At 56.7% G+C, this 25,476-nt stretch carries 21 protein-coding genes; 15 read left to right on the top strand and 6 right to left on the bottom strand.

Features of this window, described 5'->3' with window-relative positions:
* Positions 1-62: 62 nt before the first annotated feature.
* The 10 genes from G5171_RS02090 to rmf all read left to right on the top strand — a co-directional run bounded on the left by G5171_RS02090 (position 63) and on the right by rmf (position 12,769).
* A complete protein-coding gene (locus G5171_RS02090) occupies positions 63-284 on the top strand; it encodes a DUF2835 family protein (protein WP_005345441.1) in 222 nt (73 codons plus the stop codon).
* Between the two features lie 278 nt (positions 285-562).
* Entirely contained in the window at positions 563-5,401 is a 4,839-nt protein-coding gene (locus G5171_RS02095; protein ID WP_421259757.1) for an NAD-glutamate dehydrogenase, read from the top strand.
* 77 nt (positions 5,402-5,478) lie between these two features.
* Positions 5,479-6,489, top strand: coding sequence for a quinone-dependent dihydroorotate dehydrogenase (gene pyrD, locus G5171_RS02100; protein WP_421259758.1), 1,011 nt, complete (start codon positions 5,479-5,481; stop codon positions 6,487-6,489).
* 90 nt (positions 6,490-6,579) lie between these two features.
* Complete coding sequence (locus G5171_RS02105; protein WP_421211051.1) at positions 6,580-7,116, top strand: cell division protein ZapC; 537 nt, start codon at positions 6,580-6,582, stop codon at positions 7,114-7,116.
* A 372-nt stretch (positions 7,117-7,488) separates the two neighbouring features.
* Positions 7,489-7,752: a type B 50S ribosomal protein L31 gene (locus tag G5171_RS02110; protein ID WP_005336598.1), complete on the top strand. Its 264-nt coding sequence runs from the start codon at positions 7,489-7,491 to the stop codon at positions 7,750-7,752.
* Entirely contained in the window at positions 7,753-7,878 is a 126-nt protein-coding gene (gene ykgO, locus G5171_RS02115) for a type B 50S ribosomal protein L36 (protein WP_005336596.1), read from the top strand.
* Between the two features lie 141 nt (positions 7,879-8,019).
* A complete protein-coding gene (gene rlmKL / locus G5171_RS02120) occupies positions 8,020-10,215 on the top strand; it encodes a bifunctional 23S rRNA (guanine(2069)-N(7))-methyltransferase RlmK/23S rRNA (guanine(2445)-N(2))-methyltransferase RlmL (RefSeq protein WP_216978784.1) in 2,196 nt (731 codons plus the stop codon).
* Positions 10,215-10,445 carry a glutaredoxin family protein gene (locus G5171_RS02125; protein ID WP_216978785.1) on the top strand — a complete coding sequence of 77 codons (231 nt, stop codon included), beginning with the start codon at positions 10,215-10,217 and terminating at the stop codon, positions 10,443-10,445. Before rlmKL ends, G5171_RS02125 begins: the two co-directional genes overlap by 1 nt.
* Positions 10,446-10,518: 73 nt before the next feature.
* Positions 10,519-12,432: an ABC transporter ATP-binding protein gene (locus G5171_RS02130; protein WP_216978786.1), complete on the top strand. Its 1,914-nt coding sequence runs from the start codon at positions 10,519-10,521 to the stop codon at positions 12,430-12,432.
* A 157-nt stretch (positions 12,433-12,589) separates the two neighbouring features.
* Positions 12,590-12,769 (top strand): ribosome modulation factor, encoded by a 180-nt coding sequence (gene rmf, locus G5171_RS02135; RefSeq protein ID WP_005315693.1) that lies wholly within the window; start codon positions 12,590-12,592, stop codon positions 12,767-12,769.
* Positions 12,770-12,853: 84 nt separating this feature from the next.
* Here the strand turns inward: rmf and fabA are convergent, their stop codons facing one another.
* The 5 genes from fabA to G5171_RS02160 all read right to left on the bottom strand — a co-directional run bounded on the left by fabA (position 12,854) and on the right by G5171_RS02160 (position 18,722).
* Positions 12,854-13,393, bottom strand: coding sequence for a 3-hydroxyacyl-[acyl-carrier-protein] dehydratase FabA (fabA, locus tag G5171_RS02140; protein ID WP_196783564.1), 540 nt, complete (start codon positions 13,391-13,393; stop codon positions 12,854-12,856).
* Between the two features lie 98 nt (positions 13,394-13,491).
* A complete protein-coding gene (locus G5171_RS02145; protein WP_421250144.1) occupies positions 13,492-15,468 on the bottom strand; it encodes a Lon protease family protein in 1,977 nt (658 codons plus the stop codon).
* 913 nt (positions 15,469-16,381) lie between these two features.
* Positions 16,382-16,690: a hypothetical protein gene (locus tag G5171_RS02150; protein WP_421259759.1), complete on the bottom strand. Its 309-nt coding sequence runs from the start codon at positions 16,688-16,690 to the stop codon at positions 16,382-16,384.
* Between the two features lie 100 nt (positions 16,691-16,790).
* The gene (locus G5171_RS02155; RefSeq protein WP_421259808.1) at positions 16,791-18,038 is read right to left on the bottom strand and encodes a tyrosine-type recombinase/integrase; all 1,248 of its coding nucleotides are present in this window, start codon (positions 18,036-18,038) and stop codon (positions 16,791-16,793) included.
* A gap of 381 nt (positions 18,039-18,419) precedes the next feature.
* Positions 18,420-18,722 carry a YebG family protein gene (locus tag G5171_RS02160; RefSeq protein WP_203117064.1) on the bottom strand — a complete coding sequence of 101 codons (303 nt, stop codon included), beginning with the start codon at positions 18,720-18,722 and terminating at the stop codon, positions 18,420-18,422.
* Positions 18,723-18,892: 170 nt separating this feature from the next.
* Here G5171_RS02160 and G5171_RS02165 point away from each other — a divergent pair, with 170 nt between their 5' ends.
* Complete coding sequence (locus tag G5171_RS02165) at positions 18,893-19,768, top strand: esterase/lipase family protein (RefSeq protein WP_421259760.1); 876 nt, start codon at positions 18,893-18,895, stop codon at positions 19,766-19,768.
* 90 nt (positions 19,769-19,858) lie between these two features.
* Here the strand turns inward: G5171_RS02165 and G5171_RS02170 are convergent, their stop codons facing one another.
* Positions 19,859-21,832 (bottom strand): SDR family oxidoreductase, encoded by a 1,974-nt coding sequence (locus tag G5171_RS02170; protein ID WP_421211029.1) that lies wholly within the window; start codon positions 21,830-21,832, stop codon positions 19,859-19,861.
* A 248-nt stretch (positions 21,833-22,080) separates the two neighbouring features.
* Between G5171_RS02170 and G5171_RS02175 the strand changes: the two genes are divergently transcribed.
* The 4 genes from G5171_RS02175 (at position 22,081) to G5171_RS02190 (ending at position 25,392) form a co-directional block, all read left to right on the top strand.
* The gene (locus G5171_RS02175; protein WP_139462516.1) at positions 22,081-22,653 is read left to right on the top strand and encodes a phasin family protein; all 573 of its coding nucleotides are present in this window, start codon (positions 22,081-22,083) and stop codon (positions 22,651-22,653) included.
* A gap of 94 nt (positions 22,654-22,747) precedes the next feature.
* Positions 22,748-23,935: a patatin-like phospholipase family protein gene (locus tag G5171_RS02180; protein ID WP_120414267.1), complete on the top strand. Its 1,188-nt coding sequence runs from the start codon at positions 22,748-22,750 to the stop codon at positions 23,933-23,935.
* Position 23,936: 1 nt separating this feature from the next.
* Entirely contained in the window at positions 23,937-24,578 is a 642-nt protein-coding gene (locus tag G5171_RS02185) for a TetR/AcrR family transcriptional regulator (RefSeq protein WP_005345492.1), read from the top strand.
* Between the two features lie 25 nt (positions 24,579-24,603).
* Positions 24,604-25,392 carry a hypothetical protein gene (locus tag G5171_RS02190; protein ID WP_323889209.1) on the top strand — a complete coding sequence of 263 codons (789 nt, stop codon included), beginning with the start codon at positions 24,604-24,606 and terminating at the stop codon, positions 25,390-25,392.
* The last annotated feature ends 84 nt before the right edge of the window (positions 25,393-25,476 follow it).

Here is a 25,476-nt window from a genome sequence, read left to right on the forward strand (position 1 = left end):
ATGGGGCAGGAGCGTTACGCTCCTGCCCCATTGTGTGATTTGTCGTGTGATCAGGAGCAAGCGTGAAGCAGTTTACTTTTCGGCTCTCATTGAATAGCGATGAGGTGATGCTGATGTATCAGGGCCACGTCAGACGGCTGGTGGTGCGTAGCGAACAGGGATTGACCCTGGAACTTGGTATAGAAAAAATACGGCCCTTTGTCGCCATCAATGGTGTGCATGGCTACTTTCGGCTGAAAACCCAGGACGATTACCGCTTTATCAGTCTCGAACGCATAAATTAACAAAAATCGAACAGATTACCGACTGTTTATCTGCTTTGCGTCACTATCTATCCGGTAAACTGGCACAAAGGTAGTGGGAATTTCTGTATTTTTGGTTATTTGCAAAATTTCTCACAGTTTAAGCCGTGATCTGTACCTTGTTTTTAACATCTCGTTAGCACCTTTCCTCGCCTTCCCTTATCCAAGCCATTACACTTCGCAACAACTCTGCACCAGCGGGTAACCAGGGTGGTTGCCTCTGCGTCGGTGGTTAATGTCGTCCGATAAGGAATATAAAAATGGCATTGAAAGACGCCCCTACCTCAGTTCTGCTCGAAAACGTTCTCAGCCTGATCCATCAGAAGTTGCCCAAAAACAGCGCCTCTCTGGTCGAGCGCTTCGTTGCCAAGTTCTACGGCAACATGGCGAGCTCCGACCTGCACGATCGCAATGACAGCGATCTCTACGGCGCGGCCCTGAGCCTGTGGAATGCCCTCAATCAGCGCACCGGCACCGATCCCTACATCCGGGTCTACAATCCCGAGCTGACCCGTCACGGCTGGCAATCGCCCCATACCATCGTCGAGGTGATCCTGCAGGACTCGCCCTTCCTGGTGGACTCCATCCGGATGGCGCTCAAGCGACTCAATATCACCGCCCACATGATGCTGCACCAACCGCTGCACCTCATTCGTGGAGCGGATGGAAAGATTGATGCCATTCTGGAACTCGACAACACCGACGGGCAGACCTCGGTTGAAACGGCATTCCTTATCGAGATCGATCACCTCACCAGCGAGGAGCAGATGGCCGCGCTGGCTGCCGAGCTCAACTCCGTGGCTGGTGAAGTAGCGCTGGCAGTCGGCGACTGGCAGCCCATGCTAGCCAAGCTCAATGAGATCATCGACGAGCTTCCCAAACGCAAGAGTCCGGCCAGCAAGGAGGAGGTGGCCTCCTGCGTTGCCTTCCTCAAATGGGTAGCTGCCCACAACTTCACCCTGATGGGTTATCGTCGCTACGACGTCAAAGCGGTGGAGGGGGATCACGAGATCCTGCCGCAGGCCAGCTCCAGCCTGGGGCTGATGAAGAACTCCATCAAGGAGGTGGGCCAGCGCCTTGGCAACATGCCAGCCAGCGCACGTCACGCCGCTCTGAGTTCTGACCTGCTGATCCTCACCAAATCCAACAGCAAGTCCCGGGTGCACCGTCCGGCTTATGTGGATTACATCGGCATCAAGCGCTTTGACGAGCATGGCAAGGTGATCGGGGAAGATCGCTTCATAGGTCTTTACGCCTCTTCCATCTACAACACCAGCGCGACCCAGATCCCGCTCATCAGCCATCGTCTCGAACGCATCATGGCTGCCTCCGGTCACGAGAAGGGCTCCCACGCCTACAAGGCGCTGCTGAACGTGCTGGAAACCTATCCCCGTGACGAGCTGATCCAGGCCCGTGAAGAGGAGCTGCTGGCCACCGGTCTGGGCGTACTGGAGATGCAGGAGCGGGACATGCTGCGGCTGTTCGTGCGCCGCGATGTGTACGGCCGTTTCTTCTCCTGCATGGTCTATGTCACCAAGGAGCGCTACAACACGGCGCTGCGGATAAAGACCCAGCAAATTTTGCAGAAATATTTTGGCAGTAATGAAGAGGTGGAGTTCAACGTCTACTTCACCGAAGGCGTGCTGGCGCGGACCCACTACATAGTGCGGGTCAACAACAACAACGTGGATGTGGATGTGAACGAAGTACAGAACAACCTGATTGAAGCGGCCCGCAGCTGGGACGACAGACTCGACTCCGTGCTGCTCTCTCACTATGGCGAGGCCCGTGGCAACGAGCTGCGCCGCCGTTTCAGCACCGCATTCCCCCGTGCTTACAAGGAGGATGTGTTGCCTGGCTCGGCCGTGGCCGACATCATGGCGCTCGATAACCTGAGCGAAGCCGAGCCACTCGGCATGCTGTTCTACCGCGCGCAGGAGGAGGAGAACGATCGTCGGGTACGGCTCAAGTTGTTCCATCGCACCGAGCCCATTCACCTCTCCGATGTACTGCCGATGCTGGAAAACATGGGACTGCGGGTGATCGGTGAGACCCCGTATCAGGTACGCACTCCGGGTGGCGATCTGTTCTGGATCCTCGACTTCTCCATGTTGCTGCACGGCGAGCAGCCCTTTGATCTGGCCCAGAGTCAGCAACGCTTCCAGCAAGCCTTTGCCGCCATCTGGAACAAGCAGCTGGAAGATGACGGCTTCAACCGGCTGGTATTGGGGGCGGGTCTCACCGGCCGCCAGGTGTCGGTGCTGCGCGCCTATGCCAAATACATGCGTCAGACCGGCGTCTCTTTTAGCCAGTCCTATATTGAAGAGACCCTGACCCGTTATCCGGAGATTGCTCAGCTGCTGTTCACCTTGTTTGAACAGCGCCTGGATCCGGCCGGCAAGCAGGACGTCAAGGTACAGGCCAAGTTGCACGAGCAGCTTGCCACCAAGCTGGATCAGGTGGCCAACCTGGACGACGATCGCATTATTCGCCGCTATGTGGAGATGATCGACGCTACCCTGCGTACCAACTACTACCAGCTGGACAAGGCGGGCAACATCAAGCCCTACATCTCCTTCAAACTGGCTCCCTCCACTATCACCGACATGCCGCTGCCGCTGCCGAAATTCGAGATCTTCGTCTACTCGCCGCGAGTGGAAGGGGTACATCTGCGCTGGGGCAAAGTAGCTCGTGGCGGTCTGCGCTGGTCAGATCGCAAAGAGGATTTCCGCACCGAAGTACTGGGTCTGGTGAAAGCCCAGCAGGTCAAGAACACCGTCATTGTGCCGGTGGGGGCCAAGGGCGGTTTCTATTGCAAACAGATGCCGGTGGGGGCAACCCGCGCCGTCATTCAGGAGGAGGGAAAGGCCTGTTATCGCCTGTTTATTCGCGGTCTGCTTGATGTGACTGACAACATCATCGGCGGCGAGGTGATCCCGCCCAAATCCGTGGTGCGTCACGACGAGGATGACTACTACCTGGTGGTGGCCGCCGACAAGGGCACGGCTACCTTCTCCGACATCGCCAACGAAATAAGCCTCGAATATGGCCATTGGCTGGGCGACGCGTTTGCCTCCGGTGGCTCGGTCGGTTACGACCACAAGAAGATGGGCATCACCGCCCGTGGCGCCTGGGAGTCGGTCAAACGGCATTTTCGTGAAATTGGCGTCAACTGCCAGACCACCGATTTTACCTGCGTCGGGATCGGCGACATGGCGGGAGACGTGTTCGGCAACGGCATGCTGCTCTCCGAGCACACCCGGCTGGTGGGCGCGTTCAACCACATGCACATCTTTGTTGACCCCGCTCCGGATGCGGCCAAGAGTTTTGTCGAGCGCCAGCGCCTGTTCGATCTGCCGGGCTCCAGCTGGGATGACTACAACCGCGAGCTGATATCACAGGGGGGCGGCATCTTCCTGCGCTCGGCCAAGTCCATCAAGCTGAGCCCGGAAATACAAACCCTGCTCGGTACCGACAAGGCCAGCATGGCACCGAACGAGTTGATCAAAGCGCTGCTCTGCCTCAACGTCGATCTGCTGTGGAACGGTGGCATCGGCACCTATGTGAAGAGCGCTCGCGAGAGCGATGGGGAAGTTGGGGATCGCAGCAACGACGCACTGCGAGTCAACGGCCGCGATCTGCGGGCCCGTATCGTGGGTGAGGGGGGCAACCTCGGCTTTACCCAGCTCGGTCGGGTGGAGTACGCCAGTCAGGGCGGTCGCATCAACACCGATTTTACCGACAACGTCGGCGGTGTGGATTGCTCCGACAACGAGGTGAACATCAAGATCCTGCTGAACCAGTTGGTTGCGGCAGGGGATCTGACCCTCAAGCAACGTAACCAGATGCTCTACGAGATGACCGACGACGTGGCGCAGATCGTGATCACCAATGCCTATCGCCAGTCCCAGTCCATATCGGTCACCAGCTTCCGCGGTTCTGAACAACTTAAAGAGCAGCAGCGCTTCATTCAGGGGCTGGAGCGGGAAGGCAAGCTCGATCGTGCACTGGAGTTCCTGCCATCCGATGAGGAGCTCTCCGAGCGGATGGCGGCAGGGCAGGGGCTGACCCGCCCCGAACTGGCGGTGTTGGTGGCGTACGGCAAGATGGTACTGAAAGAGCAGCTCAACTGCCCGGAAGTGACCGACGAGCCCTTCCTCGCCAACATGCTGGTCACCAGCTTCCCGGCCAAGGTACAGCAGCAGTTTGGTGCCCAGCTGGCCGATCACCCGCTACGCGGCGAGATCATCGCTACCCGGGTTGCCAACATGCTGGTTAACGACATGGGGCTCAACTTCGCCAGCCGGATGAAGGACGAAACCGGTGCCTCGGTCGCCGAAGTGGCCTGCTGCTTTGCCATGGCCCGCGAAGTGTTTGGCATGAACCAGCTGTGGCGCGATATCGAAGGGTGCGACAACCTGGTGGATGCCCAGACTCAGCTCGAGCTGATGTTCTACAGCCGCCGGATCGTGCGCCGTGCCACCCGCTGGTTCCTGCGCGCCCGCAATCGCAGCTGGAGCATCAGCGAGAACATCGCCTTCTTCCGTCCGGCGTTCGAAACCCTCGGTCAACACCTCTACGAGGTCATGGATGAGAGCGAAGTGGCCGAGCATCGTCAGGCTGTAGCCAAGTGGATGGAGAAACAGGTGCCGGAGGCCATTGCCCGTCAGGTAGCCCATATGAGCAGCCTCTTCTCCAGCCTGGATCTGGCGCAGATTGCCGCGGAGCACAAGACCGATATCCTGCGCGCCGCCAATGTCTACTATCGCCTCGGTGCCAAACTGGATCTGCACTGGTTCCTCGACCAGATCAACCATCAGCCGGTCGGCAACCACTGGCAGGCGATGGCGCGAGCCTCCTTCCGCGAAGATCTGGACTGGCAGCAACGCAGTCTCACTTCTGTGGTACTGGAAGGGTGCAAAGGAGAGGGAGAATGCGCTACCATACTGGCCAACTGGATTTCGGAGCATGAGCAACTCTTGTCCCGTTGGACCCATATGTTGGCCGACTTCAAGACCACCAGCACTCACGAGTTCGCCAAGTTCTCGGTGGCCTTGCGAGAGTTGAACCTGCTCCAGTTGAATTGTCGGGCACTTTAATTACCAGATTAAGGCATGGCACCGACATTACACCCAAAGCCCCGGCCAGTTGCCGGGGCTTTCTTTAAGGAGCAAAGATGTTGTACCCCATCGCCAGGCATTTCCTGTTCAAGCTCAATCCGGAACAGGCTCACGATATCTCCATGAAATATTTGCCCCGCCTTCTCGGTACGCCACTCGATTGTTTCTTCCGCCAGAATTTGCCGAAACGCCCCGTCACTGTCATGGGGCTTTCTTTTGCCAATCCGGTGGGATTGGCGGCCGGTCTGGATAAAGATGGTGAGTGCATTGACGCGCTGGGCGCCATGGGATTTGGCTTTATCGAGGTCGGTACCGTCACCCCCAGACCCCAGAGTGGCAATGACAAGCCCCGCTTGTTCCGGGTTATTCCGGCAGAGGGGATCATCAACCGGATGGGATTCAACAACAAGGGGGTGGATCATCTGGTGACCAAGGTAAAAGAGGCCAAATATCAGGGGGTCATCGGCATTAATATCGGCAAGAACAAAGACACTCCCATCGAGCAGGGCAAGGATGATTACCTGATCTGCATGGACAAGGTTTATGATCATGCCGGTTATATTGCCGTCAATATCTCTTCCCCCAACACCCCGGGGCTGCGTTCGCTGCAATATGGCGAGGCGCTGGATGAGTTGCTGGCCGCCCTCAAGGTGCGTCAGCAAGAGCTGGCCGCCCAATATAAAAAGTACGTGCCGCTGGCGGTTAAAATTGCCCCGGATTTAAGCCTTGAAGAAATAGATCAGGTGGCCGCTTCGTTGGTACGGAATGGTATTGATGGGGTTATCGCCACCAATACCACCCTCGAGCGTGAAATGATTTATGACATGCCCCACGCCGGTGAAGCTGGTGGCCTGAGTGGTCGTCCGCTACAGCACAAGAGTACCGAGGTGATCCGTCATCTGGCCAAGGCGCTCAATGGTGCTCTGCCAATTATCGGGGTGGGTGGTATTGATAGTGCCATGGCTGCCCGTGAAAAGCTGGCTGCCGGTGCCAGTCTGGTACAAATTTATAGCGGCTTTATTTATAAAGGGCCGGGGCTGGTCAAAGAGATTGTGACCAATATTTAAGAAATAGATGGAGGAGCCCTTTATTTGACGTTGCTGATTTCCTGCATATGGAATAAAGTCAACTGGTAATTATCAAGTAAGGGCTCCAACATGTTTATTCAACCGACCGATAGCTGGCAATGGCACTATGATGCCCAGAATGACCGTCTGATGTTGGACCTGTCTGATAACATGTTATTTGCGACCGAGTATAAAGGGCGACAATTGGTGCCCAGCTCGTTTGCGACCCAACCTTTTTGTGTCGATGATGCAGCCCTCTATTATCAATTGATGGATAAAGCAGCCGAACTCGAGTGGAGTATTCCCCATCAGGTACAGCTGGTGCTTAATGCCATAGCGGTCAGTCGTTTTTATAAACCCCTGATGCCGCAAAGCTGGTTTTTTAGTGAACAGCATCCGCAAGTGATCCCGCAAAATGGTGATCTGGTCTTGATGAATACACCCCATGGCAACGGTGAATTTATGGTCATTGAGGCTGGGGAGCAGGCCAGCGTCTGTTTGAACCTCACTGCCGAGCTGGTATTGACCACCAGTAAAACCTTGCCGCGTTTCGGGGTGATCAAGGTGATGAATAACCGGATGAAACCGCGTATTACCGTGACCGAGCAATACCGTAAGGTCAGTTGATATAATTTCATCAATCGTTTCATCTCTGTTATTACACCGCGTCTCTTTTACTGTTTTCACCTCTGTAGCATCTCGTTTCTGATATCTCATTGAACCGCGAACATCTTGCCTATTCTCATTGATGGTTATGATTCAGCCTCTCCTGAGGCTTGTTACACTCACTTGCACCTTGTGTTTTGACCCACGCAGTGTCTTGGCCTTCCGTGCTGCAAGTATGGAGCCTCCCTCTTGTTTCTTTCCGCTGGCGTAGTGCCTCCACCTCAGTATCAACACATCACTCACTGAAGCGATTTTCTTCATACGACATTTTATGCTTGAAACGAGAGCTATTCTCACTTACATTTTGTTATAACATAACAAAATGGAGTTGCCATGAAGCCTCATATTCACCCGGATTATCGTTTGGTGCTGTTCCATGACACGGCAGCAGATGCCTTTTTCCTGGTCGGGTCAACCATCAAGAGCGATCGCCGCTATACGTGGCAAGACGGGAAGGAGTATCCCTATGTGTCGCTCGATGTTTCCAGCCAGTCGCACTCGTTCTATACCGGCAAGCAGAAGCAGGTATCGAGTGAGGGGAGTGTGGCCCGTTTCAACAAGCGCTTTGGCGCATTTTCAAGCAAGAAGGAGTCCTGAATGCAGGTCGTCTGTTCACTCAAATCCGCACGGGCACGTCATCCCGATTGTCAGTTGGTGCGCCGTCGGGGCAAATTGTTCGTCATTTGCAAAAGCAATCCCCGTTTCAAGGCTCGTATGAAGTGATCCGCTAAATGATGTCTGGCCCCATGATCTCCCCATCGGGTAGTCATGGGGTCTTTTACCTTTATTCGCCACCTATCAATCTGTTTCCATCCTGCTGTTTGCGCCGACTTTTGCATGCTCCAGCCCGCCTGATGAGGTATAATGCGGCACTATTTTTATGGGTTCCCCGTGAGCGTGATGAAAGAATTTTTTGCAACCTGCCCCAAGGGGCTGGAAAACCTGTTGGCCGATGAGCTGACCAATCTTGGCGCAGAGCAGGTTCGTGAGACCGTGGCTGGCGTCCATTTCAAAGGCGAACTGGCGATTGGCTACAAGGCCTGTCTGTGGAGCCGTTTTGCCTCCCGCATCGTGCTGGTGCTCTCCGAATTCCAGATGAACGACGATCTGGATCTCTATCTGGGCGCCCACACCATACCCTGGGAAGAGCACTTTTCCGGCACCTCTACCATCGCGGTGGACTTTACCGGTACCAACCCTGCCATTCGCAATACCCAATATGGCGCGCTGAAGATCAAGGATGCCATCGTCGACCGCTTCACCAAGCGCGGTCACGTGCGTCCTGACGTGGACAAGAAGTCGCCGGATATTCGCATCATGGCGCACCTGGGCAAGGGCAAGGCCAATATCACGCTGGACTTGTCAGGCCCGGCGCTACACCAGCGTTTCTATCGTCAGGGCACAGGTGAAGCACCGCTCAAAGAGAACCTGGCCTGCGCCATGATTACCCGTAGCGGCTGGGCCGGTGAGCCCATGATGGACCCTATGTGCGGTTCCGGTACCTTGCTGATTGAAGCGGCCTTTATCGCCGCCGACATGGCACCGGCGCTGCGCCGCGAGCGCTTCGGGTTCGATCGCTGGCTGCAGCACGATAGCGAGCTGTGGCAAAGCCTGATGATGGAAGCGCAAGTACGCGCCAAACGTGGCATGCAGCGTTGCGAAGTCAAACTGTTTGGTTGTGATGCCGACCAGCGTGTGCTGCTCAAAGCCCGTGATAACGCCAAAGCAGCCGGTGTGGCCCATCTCATCACCTTCAGGCAGGCCGACGTCACCAAGCTGGAAAACCCGCTGCCGATGTCTGCCGCTGTTGAAGGGGAAGAAGGTCAAGGGGAGGCCCGTCAGGTCGGTATGCTCATCTCCAACCCGCCTTATGGCGAGCGTCTTGGCGAGTTCCCGGCGCTGCTGGAAGTGCATCAGGCCCTCGGTGATGCTCTGCGTCGCAGCTTCCAGGGGTGGAGAGTCTCCATTCTGTCCGCATCCCCCGAGCTGCTTAGCTGTCTGCGCCTGCGCGCCGACAAGCAATATCGCCTGTTCAACGGTGCCCTCGAGTGTCAGCTGCGCAACTACCAGATTGCACTGGACTCCGTGGCCTCCCAAAAAGAGGTGGCACAGGACTTTGCCAACCGTCTGCGCAAGAATCTGAAAACCCTCGAGAAATGGGCCAACAAAGAGGGCATCGATTGCTATCGCATCTACGATGCCGACTTGCCGGAATACAACGCCGCCATCGACCGTTATCAGGACTATCTTGTGGTGCAGGAGTATGCCGCGCCCAAGGACATCCCCGCCCAGAAGACCCGTCAGCGTCTGCTCGACATGGTGCAGGCCGCCATCAAGGTGACCGGGATGGATGGCGAGAAGGTGATCCTGAAGGTGCGTGAGCGTCAGGAAGGGAAACAGCAATATCAGAAGCTCTCCGAAGAGCAGCACCGGATGGAAGTGCAGGAGTACGGTGCCCGTCTGTGGGTCAACCTCTATGACTATCTGGATACCGGTCTGTTCCTCGACCACCGTCAGACTCGCCGTATGCTGGGTCAGATGGCCAAGGGCAAGCGCTTCCTGAACCTGTTTGCCTACACCGGCAGTGCCACCGTGCACGCAGGTCTTGGCGGTGCCAGCGAGACCACCACGGTGGATATGTCGCGCACCTACCTGAACTGGGCGCAGGACAACATGCGTCTCAACTCGCTGGTGGGCCGTCAGCACAAGTTTGTCCAGGCAGATTGCCTGAAGTGGTTGTCTGAAGCCGATGAGCAGTACGACCTCATCTTCATCGATCCGCCCACCTTCTCCAACTCCAAGCGGATGGACGAGAGCTTCGACGTACAGCGCGATCACCTGCTGCTGATGCAGCACCTGAAGCGCCTGCTGGCGGCGGACGGCACTCTGGTCTTCTCCAACAACAAGCGTCACTTCAAGATGGATCTGGCCGGTCTCGAGGCCACTGGTCTCAAGGCCCAGAACATCACCCAGAAGACGCGACCGAAGGATTTCGAACGTAACCAGCACATCCACAACTGCTGGATCATCACCCATGCGCCGGAGCAAGGCGAGGTGTGATGCTGACCCTGTTTCATACCGACGGTTGCCACCTGTGCGAACAGGCGTGGGCGCTGGTGGAGGCGGCTGGCCTTGCCACTACCACCCGCCAGTGCGACATCATGGATGATGAGCAGTGGCTTGCCGCCTATCGGGTGCGCATTCCGGTGCTGCGTGACGAGGCGGGCCGCGAGCTCGGCTGGCCCTTCACGCTGGTGGAGCTCAAGGGCTGGGCCGCCCGTCAGGGGTGAGAGTGATTTGACGATAAAACGGGGGCAGACCCAGTCTGCTGCCCGTTTTTTTCATATGAAATAAGGAACACACATGGCTCTTTTAACATTGCACGGCGCATGTCTGTCGTTCAGTGATTTCCCGCTGCTCGACAATGCCGAATTGACCATCGAGCGGGGCGAGCGCCTCTGTCTGGTTGGCCGCAACGGGGCGGGCAAGTCCACTCTGATGAAGGTCATTGCCAGCGAATTGCCGCTGGACGACGGGCGTCTGGTGCTGCAACAAGATTTGAAAGTGACCCGCCTTGAGCAGGATCCGCCGGCTTCCAGCGAGCTGACGGTGTTTGACTATGCCGCCGAAGGGCTGGCGGGGGTGGGGGAGCTGCTCAAGCAGTACCACCACATCTCCATGGAGCTGGCGAGCGATCCGTCAGATGCCAATATTCGCAAGATGAGCGAATTGCAAGAGCAGCTCGATTATCAGAACGGCTGGCAGTTCGAGACCCGTATCAGTCAGGTGTTGACCCTGCTGGGGCTGGATCCTGACGTGACCCTCGATAGCCTCTCCGGTGGCTGGCTGCGCAAAGTGGCGCTGGCCCGTGCGCTGGCTTGCGATCCCGACTTGTTGCTGCTCGATGAGCCGACCAACCACCTGGATATCGAAGCCATCAACTGGCTGGAAGATTTCCTCAAGGATTTTCGCGGCGCCATCGTCTTTATCTCTCACGATCGGGAGTTCATCCACAAGCTGGCAACCCGGATCATCGATCTCGATCGCGGCGCCATCACCTCCTGGCCGGGCAACTACGACGAGTATCTGCAGGGGAAAGAGGAGTGGCTGCGGGTCGAAGAGCTGAAAAATGCCGAATTCGACCGCAAGCTGGCCCAGGAAGAGGTCTGGGTTCGGCAGGGTATCAAGGCTCGCCGTACCCGTAACGAAGGCCGGGTGCGCGCCCTTGAAGCGATGCGGATGGAGCGCTCCCAGCGCCGCGAGCTGCAGGGCAAGGCCAAGCTGCAACTGGACGAGGTCAATCGCTCCGGCAAGCTGGTGTTCGAGACCGAAGGGCTGGGGTTGGACTTTGGCGATCGCACCCTGTTCAAGGAGCTCAATCTGCAAGTGCTGCGTGGCGACAAGATTGCGTTGGTCGGCCCCAATGGCTGCGGCAAATCGACCCTGATCAAGCTGTTGCTGGGGCAGCTTGAGCCGACCCGTGGCACCGTCAAGGGGGGCACCAATCTGGAGGTTGCCTACTTCGATCAGTACCGCGAGCAGCTCGATCCCGAGCAGACGGTGGTGGACAACGTCGGGGAGGGCAAGCAGGAGGTGATGGTGCGCGGCCGCTCCCGTCACATTCTTGGTTACCTGCAGGACTTTCTGTTCGAGCCCAAGCGGGCCCGTACCCCGGTCAAGGCGCTCTCCGGTGGCGAGAAGAACCGGCTGCTGCTGGCAAAGCTGTTCCTTAAACCCAGCAACCTACTGATCCTAGATGAACCGACCAACGATCTGGATGTGGAAACCCTGGAGCTGCTGGAAGAGCTGCTTTCCGACTATCCCGGCACCCTGCTGCTGGTGAGTCACGATCGTCGCTTCATCGACAACACAGTGACCGGCTGCTGGCTGTTTGAAGGGGATGGCCGCATCAGCGATTACGTGGGTGGTTACGCCGACATGATGGCGACCCGCGAACAGCAGAACGCTCAACAACAGGCCAAGAGTGCACCGGTCAAGGCCCCGGAGCCGGTCGTTGCCGCCGCGCCAGAAGCGCCGAAGAAGAGCAAGAAGCTCTCCTACAAGCTGCAGCTTGAACTGGAAGGGTTGCCTGCTCGTCTTGAGCAGCTGGAAGCCGAGCTGGATGCGCTGCAAAGCGAGATCAACCAGCCAGGGTTCTTCTCGCTGCCGGCAGATAAAACCCAGCCGAAACTGGATGCGCTCAATGCCGCTGAAGCCGCGCTGGAGCAGGCATTTGCTCGCTGGGAAGAGCTGGAAGGACTCAAAAATCAGGAGTAAGTTCCCTGTAATTAAAACTTAATCCAGTTCAGTGCCTTGTGTCACATAGCCCGGTTAGGGTGGAAGTTTTTGTTTGACCGAGTGCGTTCGCAGGAGTAAAGATGAAAGCGACCGATGCAGAATTGGTCGCTTTTTTTTTCCACGAAGAGGGTCGTAGATGATGAAGAGACAGAAGCGGGACCGTCTGGAAAGAGCTCGTGCTCGTGGTTATCAGGCTGGCGTGGTCGGCAAACAGAAAGAAGCGTGTCCGTATCAATGCCTGGATGCCCGAGGGCATTGGCTTGGTGGTTGGCGTGACGCCATGGAAGGGCGGGGCTCAGGCCTCTTCATGAAGTAGCAGCTACTTCATCACTCATTACAAAAGGAAAGGGGCCGTTGTGGCCCCTTTGCGTTAATGCTGTTTTACTACCAATCAGAGAGATCAGAATGCGGTGGTATCTTTGAACAGGCCCACTTTCAGGTCGGTGGCGCTGTAGATCGGACGGCCGTCGACTTCGACCACACCATCAGCAATCCCCATCACCAGCTTGCGGTTGATGACGCGCTTGAAGGTGATCTTGTAGGTCACTTTCTTGGCAGTCGGCAGGATCTGGCCGGTGAATTTCACTTCGCCCACGCCCAGAGCACGACCCTTGCCGGGGCCACCTTTCCAGCCAAGGAAGAAGCCAACCAGCTGCCACATGGCGTCCAGACCGAGACAGCCAGGCATCACAGGGTCACCCGGGAAGTGGCAATCGAAGAACCAGAGATCCGGAGTAATGTCGAGCTCAGCCAGGATCTCGCCCTTGCCGTGTTCGCCGCCGTTGTCATTGATCTTGACGATGCGGTCCATCATCAACATGTTGGGGGCAGGCAGCTGACTGTTACCCTCACCAAACAGTTCGCCACGGCTGCAAGCCAGCAGCTCTTCACGGGTAAAAGAGTTCTTGCCCTGCTCGCACAGGGAAAGGCGGGCTTCCATGGTGGTATTGTCTACGGTCACGCGGTATTTCCTTCAAATGGGTCAAAGCCGGGCCAATTTAGCTTACAGTTGTTCGCTAAACAACTCCGATCACTTCATCAGCGGCCAAACAGGCGCCCCAGCAGGGATTGCAGCAGTCCGACTTTGGCAGTGGAGCCGTTCAACTCGTCCAACCGCTCCTGAATACGGCCAAACAGGGTATCGGGCATATCAGGCTCACCGGCGACACAGCCAGTCAGCAACTCGATGGCCTCTTCCACATGATCCACCGGGTGGATGTGGAACTGGCCTGCTTCAACCGCTGCAATCACCTCGTCAGAGAGGTTCAGCTGCTGGATGTTGGTGCCCGGCAAAATGATCCCTTGCTTGCCGGTGATGCCGTGGATTTTGCACACCCGGAAGAAGCCTTCAATCTTCTCGTTCACGCCACCAACGGCCTGCACATTGCCAAACTGATCGACCGCACCGGTCACGGCGAAGTGCTGATAGATAGGCTGGCGGGCGAGGGCAGAGAGCAGGGCACACAAGCCGGTCAGGGAGGCGCTGTCGCCATCAATTTCGTGGTAAGACTGCTCGAACACCAGATTGGCCGACAGGGGGGAGGGGTTCTCTGCACCAAATTTGTTGGAGAGATAGCCGTGGATAATCATCATCGCCTTGGCGTGGATATGACCGGCCAGCTCCGCTTTGCGCTCGATATCCGCCACATCGCCATCACCAAGGTGTACGGTCGCGGTGAGGCGCACCGGCTCGCCGAAGTCATAAGGGTGACCGGAGACCTGAATGACAGACAGGCCGTTGATCTGGCCAATCTCTTCGCCGTCGGTTTGCAGCAGGATCTGGCCGTCGATAACCCCCTGATCGGACTGCTCAACCAGATAGTTGAGGCGGTAATCCTGCTCCTCCAGTGCGCCGCGGATATGCTCGTCGGTGACCACATCAGATTCCAGCTCCCGGGCCAGACTGTCAGCCATCCGCATGATGGCGGAGAGTTGCACTTCGGAGAGCGACAGCCACTCCTGATGGTCACAGAGGCGGCTGGCATGACGACAAAGGGCGGCGAGGGCGGCTGGCGTGAAGTCCAGCAGGCTCCAGCGCTGGCGCAGCCAGGCCAGGTACTGCAGAAATTCCTGCAGATCCTCTTCAATATTGACCTCTGACACCAGATCCGCGCGCAGGAAGATGCGTTCGGACATATCCCGATCCAGCATCTGGAACTCGGCCACGTCCAGTCGGTCACCAACCAGGATCAGCTTGAGCTTGATGGGGGTCGCTTCAGGCGCGAAGAAGGGGGTCAGAGTTTTCCCTTCCTGATAGGCGTTCCAGTCCAGCTCGCCTTTTTGCATGGCATTTTTCAGTTTGAACCAGAGGTGAGGCTGGTCGAGCAGCTCATCCAGTTGCAAGATGAGGTAACCGCCATTGGCTTCCCGCAGCAAGCCGGGCTCCAAAAGGTGCTGGTTAGCATAGACAGAGCCTTGTTCGGTCTGGTAGTTGATGGAGCCAAACAGAGTATCCCAGTTGAGATCACGACCGTAAATTACCGGTGCTTCCTGCTCTTCATGATGAATAAGCAGGTTGATGAGCACCGGATGCTGAAACTCCAGTCCCAATGCAACGTGGGCCGCCAGATCCGAGAGAAAGTCATCGATCTTCGGATCATTGTTCTGCTTGCGCATGATCCTGGTCACAATGCGTTCGGCGTCGAGATGGTGGCTCAACAGCTTGAGCAGCTCGCCAACCATTTCACAGAACTCAACGCCAGTACCGGGTTGCAGTCGCAGCCAGATAGGTTTGAACGGGTTGTTGAGATTCTCGGTATAGCAGAGGTCGAATAGATCGCCATCCTTGCCATTGGATTCGGCAATCAGAGTGCGGCACACATCTTCATAATCTGCACCCGGGAACCCGTTGAGCAGCATAACCGGGCAATCACCATCAAAACTGGCCAGGCGTTTGATACCGGAGATTGCTCTGGGTTGCAGAGCGGCAAAGGGGATGGGGTCAAGCTCACTTAGCTTAGGGAACTGTTCAATCGCAAAAGCGGGTTTTAATTGTTCTGATGTTAATTCAGCCACTTAAGACGTCCGGTCGAAGATAGGATCAATTGTTGCCATTATACACAGTTCAATAAGCGGTGACAGGAAACAAGATACTAAATTTAACATAATATACATTATGCGCAGTGTTGGTTAAGAGTAAAACAGAGGGGCCGGAAGGCCCCCAATTCAAAATCACGGCAGTCTATAGCGCCACGAGCATTATCACCAAGTTTAAACAATGTTCGGCCATAGCCATATAGTTCCTGATTTTCTTTCAGTTTCAGCAGGATACTTGGGAAGGTCCACTCTACGGGCTTTCCGCCCAGTTCGGGATTGAACCATACGCAGCAGGTATCATTGCTCTCCTCATCATTCAGCGGCTTGACGGTTATCCTATAGCCACCGCCTGAAAGTGTCACAACTTGAGAAGTATTGGAATCTTTGCATTACTACGCCTTGTTACGCTAATAGCTCTAGCTTAATCAGTATCAAAATGACAATACAGCAAGCAATGAACCTTCACAGAATGCCATAAGGCTTCAGACATTTTTCCAGGGCTGACCCGTCGCACCAGATCGGCCAGACTCAGCACGTCCCCTTGGCCATCAGCTCCTCGAGGGTTGTGACCCGAAATGGTGAACGTTCTCCCATTTATTTTTCTCTCTTCTGGTGTGGGCCTACTCTGTGAGACATGTTGAAGGTCAATTTTAACCTTGGTTTCACAAATGATGCCGATAACCCCATTTATCGGCATCACCATCCTAGTCCTTATCAACGTTGTTTTGCTCTGAGCTATCTGGAGCGGCTCTCACGAACCTGACCTCATTACGCTTATAAATATGAAAGTCAGGATGTTTTCCTTCGTGTATATCTTCAATAAGCCTTTACGAGGGCCTGTCCCCCGCCCAGGAATGGTGTAGGTTTGGTTTTCGCCGTTCTTCCCATCTTGTTACCACGAATATTCTTTGTCACGTGCATCCCCTGTTTGAGCACCATGCTTCATACGGATATTTATGCGGTTCTGGCGAAAAAAGAACTCAATGATAACAACCTTGCCTTGTGAGAGATAATGCCCCTCCCCTTTGGTTTGCGTGAGCATGGTGGGGGTGAGCTGTAGAGATAACAAGATATAGCAATCGCCCCCTCCCATTGGTCGATATTCTGAAACCACAAATGTCGTATTTTGAGACAAGCGTTCACTATTAAAATGCTTGAACAATATGTGTATTGGGCTCCCCTTTTCACAGTGGGCAGCCATTGCACTCACTCCGATTGACAGGCATATGTTGTAAAATGACGTGGTTCAAGGTGATGCCATTCCATTTCTTTACTCTTCGTTATCTCTCACTTGTGTGCTTTTATCGCAATCTGTCGAGCGGTTTTTGCTGTGCACTCTCATGGCGTTCGCTTTGGCTTGTGTGCAGGTATTTGGAGGTAGTGTCGATACTGTCGTGGCCCGCATCAGCTTGTACGTGGGAAAGTGGTCGGCCGTTGAGGTTGATGTCATGAGTGATCCCGGTATGGCGAATAGCGTGGGGAGAGAGTTGCCGCATTTCGGCACCATCCTGATAAAAGCCATCCAGCTCGGCAAGCTCGGCACCTTTGGTTATCACCGCTTGTATCAGCTCACGCAGCTGACGTATCCCTAAATTGGCATTAAGTTCTCCCTGCTCCCGGCCGTGGGCTGCCGCTTTATGACGGATAAAAAGCGGGGTCTGCTCGTTGGGTGCCGGCAAGGGCGAGAGTCCCAGAAACGTGCGATAACGTTCGAGTGCTTGAAGCAGCGCCTGTGAAACGGCAACAGTGCGGCGCTTGCCCCCCTTGCTACTGGGTATGTAGTAACCCCAGACGCCGGTTTTGCGATCCCGCCTGAACTGCCCCATCACAGGGGTAAAGCCCGGCCGTGCTGCAACCTCAGAGATCCGCAGATAGCAGGCGTACATCAGAATGGTGAGAAAACGGCTGCGCTCGTGCTGCTCCGGATGGTCGTTGGCAAGGGTATCGGCGGCCTGCATCACGTATGACCACTGCAACTCGCTGAAGGCCTGCACCTGATCATCGGCCTCCTGCTGTTGCGGCCGTTTGACCCGCTGCAGTAGCAGAGCGGGATTCCTGTCCATGTACTCCTCCTGGATCAGGAACTGGAAGAAGGTCGACAGGATGGCGAGCTTGGTCTTCATCGCCTGCTCGCTAAGACGATAGGGCAAGGTGCGGCCCTGTTCCCGTTTGCCCAAAAACGGACGCCATTGCGGATTGGGCAACCGCTCTCCCCACTCCTTGTCGAGGACAAATTGCGCCACGTTGCGGTAGGCGATTAACTCTTCAGGTGGCGACTGACAGTAGTCGAGATAGCGGATCATGATGCGGCGAGTGAGATCTTTCGGGCTGATGGCCGCCTCGCAAAAGCACCAGTGCAAAAAGGTGGTCAGTTCGCTGCGATAGGTTTTGTAGTTGTTTTCGCTGTTGCGCTGCTCCAGCAGCCAATCGACCGCCAGTTCGTAAACCAGCCCGGCATCGGGCACATCGTTGAGGCTGAGGTTGGCAAGGTACTGATTGACCTGTGGGTTACCGGCCTCCAGATAGATAAGGCTGTCAAACAGCGGCATGGCTGGCGGCAAGGATAATGGTTGTTGAGTCATGGTGTTGCTTGTTGATGCTGAGATGAGTCGATATGAGCCTGTGAGCCGAGTTGCTAGAAAAGGGCTCGTGATACATGAATGCGGCTTCTGTTGGGATTGGTACTACCTCTTGTTATTGCTGATTAAGGTCACCAGGAGCGATCTGGATAACGTTCTCTCCACTGTTTGCTCAATTATTTCCTCATAGATCAGGCTGATGTCGCGCAGTGGTGCTCGCTATTTAGTTATGCATTGGATATGCACCGTTGTTAAAAAATTCTCGGGGTAAATAGCCGTAAAAATGGTTTTAAATGCAAATAAAGTGAATGCCGCGAGCTGTTTATCCCGAGAAATAGCAGGTCTGTGCAATCAGGCCACCTGCTTTAGTGGCTTCTCCTTGCGCCTGGCTGCTGAAGCCTCTTCCTCTTTCGTGCCTGCTTGAACCTTGCCGCCGCGCAGCAGGGTTTGCAGCACATCGCGTTGCTCTGCCAGGTAGAATGCCAGACTCTCTTGCTGCTCTGGGGCCAGCTCGATCGGGGCGCCAGCCAACAGGGTCATCAACTCGTCGGCCGTATCCAGCAGCTTGTCATAGGCATCGGCCTCTTTTTTGCTGGCAAAGGTCATTTTTTCCACTCCCCCACGAACAACCACATATTTGATCTCGACAGCCATGATGGCCTCCTCTTGGTGATGATGGATAGAGTATATGTATGGATATACAGTGTTGCAAATAACCTCACCGTAAAAGAGTTCGCCGGGGTTTAGCGACAAAAGCCGCGCTGGATCAAGTTGTCTCAAAGTGCCATTTGACTTCCACGCCAGACTGGTCGGATCATGGCCTTATGACGATCGTACGACACCTGTTTATCCTGCTGATGGTAGAGGTGCTGCTCCTCGGGAGTATCGCCCACGTGGTCGTGGGACTTCCCTGGTTGCTGACCCTGCTGTTTGTGGTGTTTACCCTGCTTGGGTTGCGTTGTCTGGTGGTGCTCGGCAGCTGGCTGTTTACCCGTTTCTACCCCTCCCCGGCTATCGGCCCCTGGCGCAGGGTGAAGATGATGGCGCAGGAGATGCTGGCCTACCTCTACACCTTCACCTTGTTGCTACCGTTCGAGCCTTTGCTGATGGCACCCGATCGGCTGCGTCCATGCCAGCGCCCCGTATTGCTGGTGCATGGTTACGGTTGCAGTCGCGGGATCTGGCGCACCCAGCGCGCCCAACTGGAGGCCGCAGGCCATGTGGTCGCCACCATTACCCTGATGCCACCATTTGGTCATATCGATGAGATGGTGCCGCTACTGGCCAAGCGAATTGACGATGTGCTCGCGCAAACTGGGGCTGACAAGCTGGTGCTGGTCGGTCACAGTATGGGCGGGCTGGTCTGCCGCGACTATCTGGCTATCCATGGTGGTGACAAAGTAGAGCGCCTGATCACGCTGGCAACGCCCCATCAGGGCAGTCAGCTGGCCGCCCTTGGGCTTGGGGCCAATGCCCGCGAGATGGAGCCAGGCTCCGGCTGGTTGCAGCGTTTCGCTTCGGTGCCGCTTTGCGTACCCGGCATCTCGGTGCGTACCAGTCACGACAACGTAGTGATGCCGCAGGAACGGCAACGATTGGCGGGAATGGAAGATATCGAGTTGCCCGCCATCGGGCATCTTTCTCTGCTCTATTCCCGCCGTACGACGGATCTGCTGCTTGAGTTGTTGTCCCGAGTCTGACCCTCCTTAATCGTTCTTCAACTGCTATTCCAAATAAAACAGGGGCCTGATTGCTCAGGCCCCTGTTGATCTCTTTATCGCATCACCCGGTTAGAAGTGGATACCCTTGATCAGGGTCGAGACGGCAACCTGATCGGCGGTGGCCTTGGATTTGTCGCCATCCTTGGGGTCGGCAAAGGTGCGGAAGCTGGTGTTCATGATCACCTGGGCGACGCGCGGCGCCAGAGCGTGAACCACCTGACCGAACACCCCGAGGCGAGTGGCCAGTCGCACATGCTTGTTGATGATGGTATCGCACACCAGATCGGCCGCCTCTTCCGGCGTCATCATAGGTACCTGCTCATAGACCTTGGTCGGTGCGACCATCGGCGTTTTCACCAGCGGCATATTGATGATGGAGAAGCTCACCCCCTTGTCGGCAAACTCGGAGGCGGCAGTCCGCACCCAGGCATCAAGGGCCGACTTGGAGGCAACATAGGCGGAGAAGCGCGGCGCATTGGTCAACACCCCGATGGAGGAGATGTTGATGATGTGCCCTTTTTTCTTCTCGATCATGGTGGGCAATACCCCCATGATCACCTTGAGCGCTCCAAAGTAGTTGAGCTGCATGGTGCGCTCCAGATCGTGGAAGCGATCGAAGGAATCCTCGATGGAGCGGCGGATGGAGCGGCCGGCATTGTTGACCAGAATATCGACGCCGCCGTGATCGGCCACGATGCGAGCGGTGATCTCCTCGGCCTGCGCCAGATTGGAGAGATCCCCCTGATAGATCTCGATGGTCAGCCCCAGCTCGGCAAACTCGGCTTTAGTCTCGGCAATCTTCTGCTCGTCGCGGGCGATGGTAACGACGTTGGCCCCCGCCCCCGCCAGCTTGCGTGCGGTGGCACGACCAATGCCGGAGGTGGCTCCGGTCACCAGCACTACCTTGCCCTCTACCCGACCACGCAGGGAGCGATCGATAAAGAGCTCGGGGTCAAGGTGGCGCTCCCAGTAATCCCACAGCCGCCAGGCGTAGCTGTGCAGCGGCGGTACTTCGATGCCGGTGCCTTTCAGTACCCGCTGGGTTTCGCGACTGTCGAAACGGGTGGGATAGCTGATAAGACGGAACACATCCTTGGGCAGACCCAGATCGGCGATGGCAGCATCGCGGATGCGGCGCACCGGCGCCATGGTCATCAGCATGGCGGTCAGGTGGCGGGGAATGAAGTTAAAGAGAGAGGCGTTGATGCGGATCGCAGGCTCTGGCGCATGGGCGGCGCGGGAGAAGGTGCTCAGCATGTCGCCGACCCGCATCGGGTTGGGGTCGGTCAGGTGGAAGGTTTTGTTCTCCTCTCCCTCCTGATGGGCGATATGCACCATGGCATCGACCACGAAGTTGACCGGCACGATATTGATACGGCCCCCTTCCACCCCAATGGCCGGCATCCAGGGCGGCAGCAGACGGCGCAGCTTCTGGATGGTCTTGAAGAAGTAGTAAGGGCCGTCGATCTTGTCCATCTCGCCGGTATTGGAGTCACCGACGACGATCCCCGGTCGATAGACTCGCCACGGAACTGTGCACTCGTTTCGCACAATCCCTTCCGCTTCGTGCTTGGTCTGAAAGTAAGGCATGTCGAGGTGCTCGGCCTCATCGAACATGTCCTCGCGAAACAGACCGTCAAACAGGCCCGCAGCAGCGATGGAGCTGCAGTGGTGGAACTGCCCCGCCCCCAGCCGCTCGGCAAGTTGAACAGCCTGACGGGTCCCTTCGGTGTTGACCTGCTGCTGGATCCCTGCCTTGGCGTTGAGGTCATAGATGGCCGCCAGATGGAAGAAGTGGTCGATCTTGCCGATCAACTGCTCCTGCATCTCGGCCGATACCCCCAGCAGCGGTTGCGTCATGTCGCCAAAAACAGGGACTGCGCGCGATTCATCCATATTCCAGAATGAGAACAACTCTGACAATTTCTCCTGATGAGAGGCGCGCATCAGAAAATAGACGGTACAGTCGGGATGCTGTTGGAATAACTTTTTTATCAATCGACGCCCGATAAAACCACTACCGCCAGTAATGAAATAGTTCATAAAGAGAATCCTGCTACTGATTAGGGTGTTACTAGGTTGTTAGATATATCACGATTCATATGGGAATCCGCAATTTGATTGTCGGTTCGTGAGCAAACCCTAATTTCGGTGGTGTGCCTGTTCCGTTATTAGGTAGAACCCTCTATTTTTTGTCCCTAGACTGGAGTTGAAAAATCAGTAATGCCACAACCCGATTGCAGTTTCGTTGTCGCCATTACATTTAACAGTCGTTATTCAAGGAGAAGATCATGGCTAAGAAATTGAAAGCGCTGGCAGGGTCAGTGACCGACAACCAACTCACCTCCACCATCAAGGAGTCTACCCAGCAGATCTGGTTGGCCGGTCTGGGCGCCTATGCCAAGGCGCAGGAAGAGGGTGGCAAGATCTTTGAAGCCCTGGTGCAGGAAGGTGAAGCGCTGCAAGCAAAAACCCGTCAGAGCGCAGATGAGAAGATTGCAGCTGTGACCGACAAGACCGCCAATACCTGGGGCCGTCTGGAGCAGGTTTTTGAAGATCGCGTGGCCCGCGCTGTGGCCAGCCTCGGCATTCCGACCCGCAAGGATATCGACAAGCTCTCCAAGCGCATGGCCGAGCTGACCGACGTGGTCCAGCAACTGCTGGATGCGCAGGAAGAGGAGGCCCCTGCCGCTGAAGCCAAACCGGCTGCCGCCAAAAAGCCCGTTGCCCGCAAGCCTCCGGTAAAGAAGGCTCCGGTAGCCAAGGCCAAAGAGGCCGTGGTTGAGCAGGCCGCTGATCTCCTTTCCGCCGCTGAAGATGCGGTGAAAGAGGTGAAGGCCAAAGCAGAGAGCGTCCTGCCCTGATCCCTCGCGGTGACGGAAGGTGATTGATACCGGCCCATGCCCTGCGCTGGGCCGGTCTTGTCATGGTGAATGTCATGGATAGAGAGGCGACGCTATGAGTACCATCGCAATTGCCCTTGCTGGCGGCGGGCCGCTCGGCGGCATCTACGAGATCGGTGCCTGCGCAGCCCTCTCTGACAGCATCAACGGCTTGCGCCTTGACCATGCCGATATTTATGTTGGCGTCAGTTCGGGGGCCGTGGTGGCGTCAGCGCTGGCCAACGGCATCTCGCCGGCAAAGCTGGTGCGGATCCTGCTCAGCGATGATTCGGGGGAGATGTTTGACCCGGCCACCTTGCTGCGACCCGCTTTTCGTGAATATGCCGACCGCCTGACCTCGATCCCGCCACTGGCGTGGCAGAGCCTGACCTACTATCTGGCGGCGCCCTGGAAGCGAAGCCTGTTTGAATCGCTGCAGGGACTCTCCAAGGCCATTCCGACCGGACTGTTCGACAATCGCGGGGTGGATCGCACCCTGACCCAGTTTTTTTCTCGCCCCGGCCGCAGCAACGATTTCCGCCAGCTGCGCAGCAGACTGTTTGTGGTCGCTACCGAACTCGATACCGGCCATCCGGTCGCCTTCGGCAGCCCGGGGCTCGATGATGTGCCCATCTCGGCGGCGGTACAGGCGTCAGCCGCCCTGCCCGGTCTCTTTCCGCCCTCCTTGATCAACGGTCGTTACTATGTGGACGGGGCGCTGATCAAGACCCTGCACGCTTCGGTAGCGCTGGAAGAGGGGGCGGATCTGGTGTTCTGCATCAATCCGCTGGTTCCCTATGATGCGGACATGGCCGCCGGCACCCCGACCAATCTGGTGGACAGCGGTCTGCCGGTGGTACTGGCCCAGACCTTTCGCGCCATCATCCACTCCCGCATGCATGTGGGGATGGATCGCTACAAGCACCAATATCCCGACGCCGACGCCCTGCTGTTTGAGCCCTCTTCTGCCGATGGCGAGATGTTCTTCACCAATGTGTTCAGTTACCGGGATCGTCGCCGCCTCTGCGAGCACGCTTACCAGCATACCCGTCGCGATCTCTGGCAGCGTCGTGACGAGCTGGCGCCGGTGCTGGCCAAACATGGCCTCGAGCTCAATCTGGCCGCGCTGGCCGATGAAGATCGCACCCTGCTGGCCCCCGGCATTGGCTCGGTCGCCGCCCTCGACAAGTCGCTGGAGCAGTTGCAGCACTGGCTTGCCAAACGCTATCGCCACGGCGTGCGCCGTTCATCACCAAAGGAGTAGCATGGATCGCAAACCCAAACGCCGTACCCGGGAGCGGATCCTGACCACTGCCCTCGCCTGCTTCAATCGACAAGGGGAACCCAGCGTCACCACCTCGGCCATTGCGGCCGAGATGGAGATCAGCCAGGGCAATCTCTACTACCACTTCCACAACAAGGAGGAGATCGTCAACGCCCTGTTCTGCGAATTTGAACAACAGATGGATCGCCTGTTGGAGGCGGTAAGCACCCCGTCCGATGAGCCCGAAGATATCTGGCTCTTTCTCCACCTGATGTTTGAAGCCATCTGGCAGTACCGTTTCCTCTACTACGATATCGCGACCCTGATGAGTGGTTATCATCAGGTGGAACAGCGCTTTTCCGCCCTGCTGCGCCGCAAGGAGCAGACCGCCATCGCCATTTGCAACCATCTGCAAACGGTCGGGCTGATGGAAGGCACGGCGCAACAGATGCGCACGCTGGCGGCTAATGTGGCGCTGGTGGGCACATTCTGGATCTCTTACCAGCGGGCACTGCACCCCAAGGCGGACGCCGATATCGCCCTCGGCGTCTTTCAGGTGATGCAGCTGGTCGCACCCTATTTGCGGGCCGATGCCCGCGCTCATCTGGGCGCCCTCGCCCATCACTACACCGACAAGGTTTGATTCACATGCTACAGGGAGAACAAGCATGACCACTTCACAACTCGAATTTGTCCCCTTCCCCTACGCGGATGCGGCCTATGACTATGCTGGCCAGAAGCTGGCGGACAACTGGGATCGTCTCCATCAGGGGGATGCCGAACCCTGGCCCGAGGATGAACAGGTGCAGGATGCCTGGCGGGCCTATCATGCCGGGGATTTTGCCCGGGCCGTCGCCCTTGGCGAAGCGGCCGGTGAGGCGGGCCTCAATGTGGCGAACAAAGCGCTGGTGATCCATGCCAGCTATCTGCTGGAAGACAAGTATGCCAAGCGCGCCGCCTTCGAGCGGGCGGCCAGCCATGCCGAGAAGCTGCAAAAACGTCAGCCCAGGAACGCCAACGCCTGGTATTTCCACGCGCTGGCCCTTGGTCGCTACAGTCAGGTGATTTCCATCTCCAAGGCCCTCTCGCAAGGAATTGGCGACAAGATCAAGGTAAGCCTTGAGAAGGCGCTGGAGCTGGCGCCAGATCACGCCGAGGCTCATATCGCCTTTGGCGCCTGGCACGCGGAGATCGTCGACAAGCTGGGGGCCATGATCGGCGGCCTCACCTATGGCGCCAAGAAGGAGGAGTCCGAGCGTCACTTCAAGGAGGCGCTGGCGCTGATCCCCGACTCGGCTATCGCCCGCATGGAGTACGCCAACGCACAGGTGATGCTGCACGGCAAGAGCCGCCTGAAAGCCGCCGAAGCCCTCTATGCCGAAGCGGCCGAGTGCGAACCCATGGATGCCATGGAGCGCCTCGATGTGGAGGCGGCGCGGGAAGAGCTGGAGGATTAACCGCTATTCCCACTATTCATAGATAACAAAACAAGAGGCCAACCCGCGGGTTGGCCTCTTTTTATTGGGATTTTTACGTATCGG

The organism is Aeromonas sp. 600774 (assembly GCF_049175075.1).
GTDB lineage: Bacteria > Pseudomonadota > Gammaproteobacteria > Enterobacterales > Aeromonadaceae > Aeromonas > Aeromonas veronii_A.